The organism is Paenibacillus ilasis (assembly GCF_043195395.1).
GTDB lineage: Bacteria > Bacillota > Bacilli > Paenibacillales > Paenibacillaceae > Paenibacillus_AQ > Paenibacillus_AQ lautus.
On record NZ_JBHDJG010000001.1, the window covers coordinates 3,097,809 to 3,109,891 of the forward strand.

At 48.0% G+C, this 12,083-nt stretch carries 8 protein-coding genes; all 8 read right to left on the bottom strand.

Translation table 11 applies throughout. The features are described 5' to 3' along the window. Nucleotides 1–49: 49 nt before the first annotated feature. The 8 genes from ACETK5_RS14010 to ACETK5_RS14045 all read right to left on the bottom strand — a co-directional run bounded on the left by ACETK5_RS14010 (nt 50) and on the right by ACETK5_RS14045 (nt 12,063). Nucleotides 50–4,192, bottom strand: a complete 4,143-nt coding sequence (locus ACETK5_RS14010; RefSeq protein ID WP_394056316.1) for a X2-like carbohydrate binding domain-containing protein — start codon at nt 4,190–4,192, stop codon at nt 50–52. A gap of 348 nt (nt 4,193–4,540) precedes the next feature. Then, nucleotides 4,541–5,665, bottom strand: a complete 1,125-nt coding sequence (locus ACETK5_RS14015; RefSeq protein ID WP_100536804.1) for a GerAB/ArcD/ProY family transporter — start codon at nt 5,663–5,665, stop codon at nt 4,541–4,543. Between the two features lie 17 nt (nt 5,666–5,682). Beyond that, complete coding sequence (locus ACETK5_RS14020) at nt 5,683–5,922, bottom strand: hypothetical protein (RefSeq protein WP_100536803.1); 240 nt, start codon at nt 5,920–5,922, stop codon at nt 5,683–5,685. Nucleotides 5,923–5,931: 9 nt separating this feature from the next. After that, nucleotides 5,932–7,137: a Ger(x)C family spore germination protein gene (locus ACETK5_RS14025; protein ID WP_394056318.1), complete on the bottom strand. Its 1,206-nt coding sequence runs from the start codon at nt 7,135–7,137 to the stop codon at nt 5,932–5,934. 31 nt (nt 7,138–7,168) lie between these two features. After that, nucleotides 7,169–8,764 (bottom strand): spore germination protein, encoded by a 1,596-nt coding sequence (locus ACETK5_RS14030; protein ID WP_394056320.1) that lies wholly within the window; start codon nt 8,762–8,764, stop codon nt 7,169–7,171. Between the two features lie 187 nt (nt 8,765–8,951). After that, nucleotides 8,952–10,391: a hypothetical protein gene (locus ACETK5_RS14035; RefSeq protein WP_394056322.1), complete on the bottom strand. Its 1,440-nt coding sequence runs from the start codon at nt 10,389–10,391 to the stop codon at nt 8,952–8,954. Between the two features lie 21 nt (nt 10,392–10,412). Further along, entirely contained in the window at nt 10,413–10,907 is a 495-nt protein-coding gene (locus ACETK5_RS14040; protein WP_100539342.1) for a sigma-70 family RNA polymerase sigma factor, read from the bottom strand. A 637-nt stretch (nt 10,908–11,544) separates the two neighbouring features. Next, on the bottom strand, nt 11,545–12,063 hold the full coding sequence (locus ACETK5_RS14045; RefSeq protein ID WP_394056324.1) for a DUF3189 family protein: 519 nt from the start codon (nt 12,061–12,063) through the stop codon (nt 11,545–11,547). Nucleotides 12,064–12,083: the final 20 nt, after the last annotated feature.

The following is a 12,083-nucleotide window of genomic DNA, read 5'->3' on the forward strand; positions in this document are numbered from 1 at the left end:
AGCTTACTCCATACGTCTTAAGATCTCCACAAATTCATCTCCATCCATCTCACAATACCTTGAATTTTAACTGATCCACAATCATCCAAGTCCCGGAGCGTTTGATGCCTTTAATCGTATGTGTGCCTTCCTTAAGCCCGTTCAGACGATAGACACTTTGGATTGTCTGGCGGCTGTCATGGTGAGCATTTATCGTCTTCATAAATTTGCCGTCCACGTACAGGTCAATCTTTCCTTGATCCGGTCCTTTAGGTGTCAGCAGCTCCACTCCCGTGCCTTGGAACGTATACTCAAAATAATCGCCATTTTGCCCAGTAGCATTCACGTCATTCAGGTAGTCGCCACGGAATTGGAACTCAAACACATTCGTTCCGGTTGGCGCTTTCGCCAGGTAAGATTTCTTAATCCTTACTTTTTCTCCTGATACGCTATAATCTTTGCCTTCCTTCAAGACAGTGGAGCCGTGACGGATCGCAAGCAGATTGGTGTCGTCAATGTGAAGGCTGATCTCGATATCCTTCTGTTTGCCGCCACTCTTGTTAAAGACGGCCGAATCCGGCCCGATCAAATCGGCAACCCGATATTTTAAACGGTCGAGCAGCATGTAGTAGCCGGATTTTTTAACCACTTTCACCGTATGCTCTCCGTCCGGCAGGCCTGCAATATGATAAACGCTCTGCTGGACCCTCTTCTCTGCAGCATATGTGCTTATCGTCTGTTGGAATTCACCGTCAACATAGATATCCATATCGCCTTGAGCGTTATCTTTCTCAGTGATAATCTCGATGCCGGTTCCCTTAAACTTGAATTCATAATAATCGCCGTTCTTCTCGGTAAAATGTACGTCGTCCTTGTAATCGCCCAACCCCCGGTTTCTATTGTGCTGCCATGCGCCCACATACTTCACAGCAGGATCGTCATCGTTAACGGTCGCATAGCGTCCTCTGGAGGTATCGATGACAACCACGGCAAGCTCCTGTGGTTTGCCCGAGCTAAATCCTAGTTCAAGCTTCGCTGTCCCCAGCGGCAGTTGTTCAAGAAACGGCGTCAGGATGGTAACCTCATTACCGGAGACTATATAATCTGTACCCGCCTCCAGTTCCGAAGATTCATGAATGATACTAGCCAATTGATTGCCGTTAAGTTCCATCGTGGTTGTAACGACATTCTGTGCATCAGCATTCTTATCGAAGCTGCCCAGGTTAGGCATTATGGTGCTGTTCGGCGGTGTTGTATCCCGTATTTCAATAACCAAGGTTTGCGGTGCACCCCCACTGAAGGAGAACTTCAGATAGGATTGACCAACCGGCTGTGCTGCAAGATAGGTTTTGCTCAACACGATTTGATTGTCTTTTACCGAATAGTCCGTGCCTGAGTCCAGATCGTTGCCTCGCTGGGATACACCGGTAAGCGTGTTTCCGTTCCAAACCACTTCGACCGCGATATCCTGCTGGGTTGCCTCATTTTTATCGAACGACACTTCCATCATGTCCAGCAGACTGTTTTGGGCCGCGCTATCCTCCACAGTCAATGCAAGTGTTTGCGAAGCTTCTCCGCTGAATGAGAACAGAAGCTCGGACATGCCGATTGGTTGTGCTTCCAAATAAGACTTTTTCAAAAGCACCTGTTGATCGGATACCGTATATTCCTTGTCTTTTACAAGCTCTATTTGACCATTCGTGATCCTACTCAACGTATGTCCGTATGTGTCAGCCGTGACGGATATGTCACCCTGAGCTGAACCCGCCTTATCGTAACGAACGGCAGACGGCGTAATCAGATCGGGTACCAGAATACGGATTTGGTCCAGCAGCATGAACGTGCCGGATTTTTTTACCGCTTTAACCGTGTGCGTCCCGTTCTCCAGGCCGGACAGATGGTAAACCGTTTGCTGGGCTAACCGACCGGCATTCGAAGTATCCACCGTTTGAACAAAAGTTTCGTCTACGTAGATATCCATTTCGCCTTGTGAAGGATCCAGTTCCGTTACAAGCTCAACGCCCGTGCCCTGGAACGTATATTCGAACTGTTCTCCATCCTTCTCGGCAAAATGAACGTCGTCGCGGTAATCCCCTAGCCCCCGATTATAGCTGCGGTTCCAGGCTCCCGTATACTTAATGTTGGGATCGTCATCGTTGAGCGAAATAACGCCGCCTGACGAAGTATCTCTTACCGCTATGGTTATACGTTGTGCCTTACCGTTCGTAAACGTGAAACCGAGTTCGGACATTCCCACAGGCAGAGAAGCCAAATACGCCTTCTTCAGCAGCATTTGATTGCCTGAAACCGTATAGTCCGTACCAGACTCGAGCGTTGTGTTGCCGTTCGTGACGGCACTCAGCGTATTCCCGTTCCACGCAATGGCCAGATGGGAATCGGTCCGATCCGAAGCTAACCGTTCATTTCGGTCGAAGCTGATAACAGGTGGATATACCCTGCTATCCTGTACAGTCGTATCCTGGATCGTAAGTACGAGCTGCTGCGCTGCGCCAGCGGGGAACGTGAATGTCAGATTAGTTGTACCTACCGGAAGCTTCGCTAAATATGCTTTATGGATGCTGACGCTGTTACCGTTCACAGTATAGTCTGTTAGAGGCACCAGATCATGGCCGCCGTTGGATATTCGACTAATCTCATGGTTGTCGTTCCAATCAACGGTTACTTCTACATCCTTTTGTTCAGATGCCATCTTATCGAAGCTTGCCATTGACGGATAGATTGTACTTCCATTCACTTTGGCGTCAACCACGTCAATCACGAGATTTTGCATATCCGCCGCCAATTCCAAACCGCGGTTACGTGACCAATTCCCGCTGTATCTCATGCCGGTATCATCATCATTCACAGCAACCCAGCCATCTTGCGCCGAAACGCGGAACAATCGGGAGCCATGCGAAGGCAATTCGACACGATATCCATCCTGAAAAATGCCGAGCTCGGTGTGGCTCCACAGGTCGCGTACGGATGCAGCGCCTTCTAAACCAATGGCCTTCCAGTCAACGACAACCTCAGCGCTCTTGTCTCCAAGGTTGAACAGTCCAACGGTATAACTGCCGTCGCCGTTGTTGGCGTACCATACCTGCTGGTCGGATTCCGTGGATATGGGATGCGCCGGACGGCCAGCCTGATTGACAGCTATCACTTCTTCGTTGGTTAACAGCTCAATGCCATAATCGTCCAGCTTCGTCATATCATCTCCAATGTAGAGCGGTGCGGAGGATATCGCCCAAAAGGTCATTGCCGATTGGCGTTCATCCTTTGTCAACCCATCCATTTCGCCATTGCCCACATTCAAGGAATCGAAATCGTTCCAGCCTTCGGGTCCGGCATGCCGCCACCACTGCTCCGCTTTCGGAAACAGACGGGCTATGCTGGGCCAGGTCGTAAGCGCTTCCGATCCGCAATAGCATTCGATATCCCAATCCACGCGCCAGCCGTCGGCATACTCTTTCCAATAGTCTACGTAATTGATATCCAATGCCCAAGATAATTCGAGCCAAATATTGTGGCGTTTGAGTGCTTGCGACCAAGCTTTTACATCGTCGCGGGCATCCATCGACAAGTCGGATATACCGGAGCCCGGCGTTACACTGTCAAACTTAATAAAATTGACTCCCCATTCGCCGAGTTGATCCGCTATGGAGTCGATATATTTTTGCGCGCAGGGATTCGAGAAATCGATCTTGTATCCGAGCCCCCAATAATCCGACTTTTGCAGTGGTTGAGCCGCAATCTCCTGCATTCGGCAGGTCGTGCCGTAAATCTGAAGATTATCCTCATACGCTTGCGGGGATAGTCCCGGAATAAGATACAGTCCAAACTTCTGGCCGTTGGCATGGACATAATCGATCACGTCCTGAAGTCCGTCCGGATATAGCGTCGTACTCGGAACGGGTCTGCCGTACTCATCCATGCTGCCGTTCCATCCCGCATCAACATTAATGTAATTGTATCCATACGGCTGCAGCTTCTCATGCATCGCATCCGACTGCGCTTTAATATGATCGGCCGTGATCCAACTGCCGGTATGGTACACTTGCAGGCTGTAACTGCTCCACCCCATATAAGGCTTGCTTGCAAGGTCGTTACCCGCCGCATGTACGAGGGACGTTTGGAGTGGAACAAAATGAGTCTGAGCTGCCACTAGCAGGACAGCCAGCAGCATCAAGAGCACGCTTTTCTTTTTCTTCATCACATCTTCTCCTTTTCGCGTATAATAGGCCTCGCTTTCCGAATTCATTAGCAGCATTCACCATTCATTCGGACTAAAGCTGATTAGTTATTACTTAAGTAATCGCCTCCTCCTTTCATCATTGCCGCTGATGTTTGTTAGCGCTTTCCCATTTGATCATAGAAGATCGATGGACTTCCAGATAGGTGCACTTCAAGAAATACCATCCCGATTTCCTCCACATGGAAGGTACCTTTTCCCGGGTCACCGTCCTTTTTCCCCGAATTGATTGCAATATAAAAAACCGTCTATAACTAGACGGCTGCCATTCAACGGGTTCGTTATCCTGCACCTATCCCTAAAATAGTTTCAGACGGAATCCGAGTGCTTTTTGGTTTTTTTGGACCGGATTTTCTGCAACCCATGCATGCAGAACAACAGTAGCGGGAATATAAATCCGATCGTAATTGTATAGGGTATCCAAGTCTTTGTATCCCATTCTACCTTGAATGGAACATTCGGATATATGAAGACGGAAACCGCAGCCAAAATCCAGCCTAACGGCACGACCAGCGGCTGATAATTTTTGATATTAAATATCTGGCTCACGCCGATCGCAATGGCGTAAAAGTACAAAGAGATTCGGAAAAATAAAGTGATAAACCACATCACCGCCATGACTGCTTCAATACGCTGAAGAAAATTACCGATATTGATTTTTTTGGCCAGCATATAACTTGGGTACATATTTCGTGCAGTCATGTCCGGACCCAAGACCAAAATCGCTAAACCAATAATCGTAAAAAGCACCCCCGCTCCGATTAGGCTTCCGATATATACGGCTTTGTATGCCTCCGCCGGGCGGTTAACGGCCCCCGGGTAGATGATCATCAACACGATGTGCGGCAAAAACGCAGTACTAACGAAAGAGATTGCGGCAGGGAAGATAGGCTTGGCACCCGATTCGAAAATGGGAAGTGCATTCTCCCATTTAATCTCCGACAATAATAAAATGCTCATGGACAGAAACAGAAGAAGAAACCATGGAAACAGTATCTCCGCAGATCTGGCCAGCACTTCGAGCCCCAAACGCACCCCCAGGACAACAAGGGCCCCGTAGAGGAAAATGATCGCCTGAATCGGGGTTTCGGGCAGCATTTGGATGGTCATGAAGTCGCTAATTTCGTGTAACACCCAAGCGGGGCCGCTTAGGAGTAATGTAGTTAATAACAGAAAGTTTACCGTTTTGCCGATCCATTTCCCTAAAAGCTTCTCGGACAATTGCATCAAATTCGTTTCCGGATACTTTTTGGACAATTGCAGCTGCAGCGCCAAGATAATGAATCCGAGACCGATCCCGACCAAAGCGGCAATCCATGCATCTTGCTTAGCAATGTTAGCCGTACCCGAAGGAACGATAAGGATAGCGCTTCCGATCGTATACATGGCGGTTAAAATGCTGACCTGGCGCAATGAAATTTTGACTACGGGCATCTTGTCCGCTCCTTTTCTTATTGGATCAAACCGATGGCCGAGAGCCAATCACTGAGCGGCTTGAATACGATCGTTAACAAAACCAGAGGGGTTGGAATATCGTTCATGATGGTTTGGGCCACGCTAATTCCAATGCCCATGATCATGAATACAGTAAACCCCCAGATTTCCCTGTATTCTTTTTCCCGGAGCATCCTCGGCAGCTCCAGCCAGGTTAGGATGGTGGCCGAAACGGCAATAATCGCGATATTCAACATCAATTCTCCTCATTCCTTTAGATCATTTAGAAAAGAATCATTGGTTGTACCGGTTCGCCGGATTTTGTAATCCACTTGAATATGGGTCTCGAGGTTCGGAAAATATCGGTCGTTCCACTCGTCCTTCATTTCTTTCCATGCCTTCGGATGCGAACGGCGAAGAGCTTCCCCGAAGCCGAATATGTCAACTTTATACTCCGTTTGCACTTTGTTGATAACAGACTCCAAGCTTTGGGTTATTTTTTCTTCCATGTCGGCTTCGAGATCCCTCACGGTCGCAGGTTGCGACAGATCCAAGCCGCTGCACTCCACAGAGCCAATGTTTCCCTCCATACGAATCTTGATATCCATTTCGGGTCGGGCTTGAATGATTCTTCCCTTCAACTTGGCATCGGTCCTTAGCGTCTCCAAGATAACCTTTCCGTCATTCCGGCAGGGAACAAAAGCTACAGAGCTTTTCACGTGCCCCTTTATGAGTCGATAACCTCTGCTATCCTTCTCGTTTAACCAGCCAATCAGTTTGTCAAATTTGAAAACGGCAAGCCCCGAATATTTCAATTGGCTTGGTGTTTCAATATTTTCTACGTTTTTCTTCGTTTTTCCGAGATCCCGATTCCCTGTGATCACCAGTCCTGTGAGAACGGGGTGTATTCCGCTGCTGGTGATGTCGTTTATTATTTGATCCAGCGTTACAGCCATGCTGGGTGACCATACCTTTTCTGAGATTTGCAAGGAATCGTAGAGTTTATTCGCAGGGATCGTTTCCATAGACGTCATGATTTTCAAGGTTTCCTCCGCCGTTGCTCCTTTGGTAACGACCAGGTAGAAATCGGGTCTGAATTCGTGATCTCTAGACAATAGGTCAAGAACTTTGCCTATCCCTTCCCTTCCCATCGCCTCATCCATCAGAAACATCCGTAAATGGGAAAAATAAATTTTTCGCGGGCTGATCTGGGTGATCCTACGCGCCGCTTCAAATATGGTATCTCCTTCAGCTGTAAACAGTGTAGCCGGCGCTTGGGGACTTCCGCTTCGTTTGGCGGTAAGCTGCCCGGGAATGGCGACTTGGACCGATAAACGGTAGCGGCCGTCCACCCAATCAACCCCTGCGGCTACCGCTATGGCCAGTTCGTTCAATTCTCTCCGGTTCCAGCAACCGCTTAAAAGAAGAGTGATGACGATATGTAGAAGAATCAACGCCACTATCCGTTTCATCCATTTCACTCGCTTTCCCGCTGGTCTGCATTTACTCCCGCGATTTTTGGGGAGGTGTGCTTGTTCTGCGCTTTTCGTTGTTCTGATTGATCAGTCGGGGACGGTTCATCAGCATCCAATGGGGCAGCCGCAATATCGTATCTTTTTGCCCATCCGGAATTAACGGTGCGAAAGGCGACATATACGGGATTCCGAACGAGCGGAGACTGCACAAATGCAGAATAAGAGCGATGATCCCGACAAGGATGCCGAACAGACCAAAGGATCCGGCAAGCGCCATTAACGGAAACCGGAGCATCCGAAAAGCAATGGACATATTAAACGATGGAACGACAAAGCTGGAAATGGCCGTTATGGCAACCACGATGACCATGGCGGGAGAAATGATCCCCGCTTCGACGGCGGCTTGCCCAATGACCAATGTTCCTACGATGGAAATAGCGTATCCGATATTTTTGGGAAGCCGCACGCCTGCTTCCCGCAGAATCTCGAAGGTAACCTCCATGAGGACGGCCTCGACAAAAGCGGGAAACGGGATTTGCTCACGTTGTCCAGCCAGCCCGAACAGGAGCCGGGTCGGTAGCATTTCGTGATGAAAGGTGGTTATGGCGATATAGAGGGAAGGTCCAAGCAACGAAACGAATATGCTCAGGTAGCGCAGCATCCGCAGGAATGAACTGATATCCGCGCGCTGATAGTAATCTTCCGCAGCATGCAAGAAAGAAACAAATAGGGCCGGAACGATCAGAACAAATGGGGTGCCATCCACGATGATCGCAATCTTGCCTTCCAGCAGCTCGGCAGCAACCACATCGGGACGTTCGGTATTGTACACTGTGGGAAATGGAGTCAGGGTCTTATCCTGGACCAGTTCCTCGATATATCCGCTCTCCAAAATGCTGTCTACATCGATTCGTCCAAGCCGGGTTCGGACTTCCTCGACGATTTTTTCGTTTGCAATGCCATCGATGTACATCATGGCGACATCCGTTTGCGTAACTCGACCGATTTGCTTTGTTTCCATCCACAGATGGGGATCCTTGATCTTTCGACGAATCAAGGCCGTATTCGTTCGCAGCGACTCCGTAAAGGATTCGCGCGGACCGCGGACGACATTTTCCGCCGACGTTTCCATGACCCCGCGGTCCTTCCATCCCCGTGTACCTGCCGCGATGCCTCGATCCAATCCATCTACCAGAAAAATGGTGTCTCCCGACAATAAGGAATGGAACAACTTTTTATAATCATAAATGGAGTGAATCTCATGATTGATAAATGAAATGTTTTCTAATATCTTCTGCCCATCGAAAGGCTTCGGATGTTCCGTATCTTCCCTCACCAGGGATTTAGCAGTATCAGCTACGACCATCATGATGGATTCCGAAATGATCTTTTGATCAGCCAAGCCGTCCGTATAGAGGATAGCGATATAGTGTATCTCCTCTTCATCCAGCGGAATTTCCCTGATCACGATATCGGTACTGTTACCGAGGGCTGCTCTGATATGCTTTAGATTGCTTTTTATGTCCGGGCTTAAAGCATCGGGATCTGATGTCGATGTATTAGCCGGTGAGGTATCTTTAGCGTTGTTTTTGATGGAATGGCCAGTTCTTCTTCGATACCGCATAGGAACATCCTTTCTCTCACAGATGCTATTCCCACATTATTACCGAAGAAAACAAGCTGTAAACTTACATTGGATCGCTTTCATAACAAATACAAATATCCCCCATAGTCACAATGTAGAGTTCACTGGGATCATGATCTCTTTCTGCCATGAGGGGACAATCGTATATCTATAAAATTTAACTATTTCATTTCTTTAGCAGCTCTATAGCCTGACGATCCTTAATCGGAATCCAGTATTGTTTGACCCCTATCGTAAGCGGTTGCGGGTACTCAAGCGCGTCCTCCCCAAAATTATAGGTCGTATTGTCTTCTATGGTATCGTTTTTAACCGACGTCAGGAGTCCGCTGTGACTGCTGCTTTCTGGCGATAACCTGTTATGTTTCTCCCCCGAGGCATCGGTGAAGCTGTCCTCCAGCCACATCCCGAAGCTTTCTGCTGCTTGAGCTTCTTCGAGAATGCGCTGAAAATATACTTCTCCTGCGCCAGCTTCCTGATCGGACGGGAGCATTCGCAGACGCTCGTCCGGTGCATCGATGATTTGTTTCTTCTTCAGATCAACGACGATGTTCATCTCGTCCTTTTTCACGGCCGCGATGCCAAACGTCTTGAATGAGGTCGTATCCAATTGATCCAGCTGGCTGTTCTTGTAAACCAGCGTAACTTTGGTGTCATCCTTTGAGATCGATTGAGGATAATATAACTTCTCGGTATGCTCCCCGCTTTTTCCGATTAGAACCGGATTAAGCAATTTAAAAATCTGTTTCTCATTGGCTTGGTCATATTCCAAATCCACATAGGTGTTCAGAGGCGTAAACAGCAATTGGCGAACGTTAATCCGCTGTCCGTCTACCTTCAATGTACGATCCGGGTAATAAGCTCGTTCATTGTCTTCAAACATATTGGGTTCGAGTTCCAGAGAGAAGTCCATGCTGGTTAAGTACTTCTTACTGCTAGAGTTCAAAGCTCGATCCGATGTATCGGATAAGGTAATATGAATGCTTGCCTTATTCGTGTAAGGATCCGTTGGCAAAAGATTCGTGGAATAAGCATAATAGGAGTTCTGCCCTGGGGGAATCTGTCCGCTCCCGCTCATATTGGCTATCATGGCTCCAACTGACGGGGTTTCGTAACCTCCATAATCAAGCGTGAAATCCCGTACGATGATCTCTTTGTCACTATGATTAAGCACATTAAAGAGAACAAAGGACTTCCGGCCGTCGGATACAGCACCCAGAATCTCGACGCGATATCCTTTTTCCTCCATGGCCTGGTTAATTGGTTGTATGAGACCTCGTTCAAGCGCGCTCCTCAGCGAGGCATCCTTAATCCGTTCAGCCGGGAACGATTCCAGACTATGGACGCTGCCGATACTGGACGTCAGGACAAGACGGTCCTGCTTCCCCGTAAATGGAGATCCGTTCCCCGTGAGCATGAGGAGAGCTGCTGCAGTCATTGCTGCCATGGCTCCCAATCCGTAAGAATACATGCGCCGCATTTCGTACTTCCTCCCCCGTTCCATTCCCCCCCGCACTGCAGTAGAAAGCTTAGACTCCGGGAGGGAATTGGCTTTCTCATTCAATATGGTTGAATCTTTCATAAGTACGCGCTGTTCTTTGTCCAGCATGGTATTATCGCCTCCCTATCCTTACACGTAGTTCCGAAGCTGCTTCAGCCCTTCACGCAGCCAGGTTTTAATCGTGCCTTCCGGTTTTTTGAGCACTTTTGCAATTTCTGCCGTGGTCATATCCTGGTAATACTTCAGCATCACGACGTGTCGATATTTTGTCTTCATCCGATCCAATGCCTGCTCAAGATCGATCCGATCATTGCTTTGCATTTCCTGCGCAGCCTCTTCCCTCAATGCCTCGACCGGAAATACGCGTTTTTTACGCCGGAGCTCGTCCATGCAGCAGTTGATCGTGATCCGGATCAGCCAAGGGGAAAACGCCTGCTCATCCTTCAGCTTTTTGCGCTTCATCCAAGCTTTGCAGGACGCTTCCTGCACGATTTCCAGCGCATCGGCCTCGTTTCTCATATAACTGAATGCTATGGAGTATAATTTCCGTTGTTCGCTTGACAAATGGTTGAAAAAAGTTTCTTCTTCCATCTCCTTTGAATCCGAGACCTTGACTTCCTTCATCGTATTCTCCACCCCACCGTCCCCCTTTCTTATGTCTTTGGGTAATGGGAAATTAGCCGCCATATCATCTACTCATAAAGTAAGACGCGGCTCACCTGAAAATCGATTGATTTTTCGTTAAATTGTTTCGCGGACAAACGAAAAAAACGACATCCAGAAAGTCGGTTGACCCGGACATCATTCTTTTATTCGTCATCAAACTTAGATGCAGGGTACTGCGGCCCCCACGACGCTCTAGTATACGCATATGCTTGTTCTTAAAGGCCTAAGCGCCCTATTTCATCATGCGTTTCAGTTCCTTATACAACATGTGATTTATATATTGGATCAGTTGGGTCAGCCCATATATAATAATGACAATCAAGGCGTTGAAAATGGCCGCTAGCACACTTCCGCGAAGGGATAACGTTCCTCTGAAGAATGTGATCACCATGAATATGAAATACGTATTTGGGCTTCATGCGCAGAACTCAGCCTGAATGAATCGGCACAAACATTGCGATTGGTTCAACACCAATCGATTCATTCCTAAATTATACCAGATAACTTGAGATCATATCTTTTCTGGCAACGAAAAAGAAGGCAACCCTGTGGAATCCAGGCTTACCTTCTCCTATGAATGAAGCGATTCGTATGGCTAAGAAGAAGAGAAATTGTTGTTCTCCATAACGATTACGGACTCCGTTCCGGACCTCGCGGCTGCGGTTTGTTTGGTATGTAGAACCAGTTCACGGATGCTGCTGCAGCATTGCTTCGCGCCTGCGACCAATAAAGGATCGCCGACAAAACTCAATTTCAATCTTTTGGTCAAAAATCCCCCGATCGTCATGACCAATGGAACGGTAGGTGAAGTGTTGGAATACACGATGGGCTCCGTGTTCTGATATTTGTCTTGAAGGATCAGACTCAGGTTTTTTAAAGCTGGAATGACAACCTTGGATGAGCCCCGTCCCAGTGTGTACACCGGATTCCCGTTCTCATCCAGCCCGTGAAAAACAAGTTTGCCCATGTCGGAAGTATTGAGTTTATTGAAGTAGTCCACCGCCAGAATCTCTTCTGTTGTAAGCTGCCGATTCGTGGGTAATTTATTTAGATGATACGCTGCTGCCAGCGAGGTTGTATGCGTTCCACCGTAATCATTATAAATAAATATCATTTCATATACCCTGCCTTCGC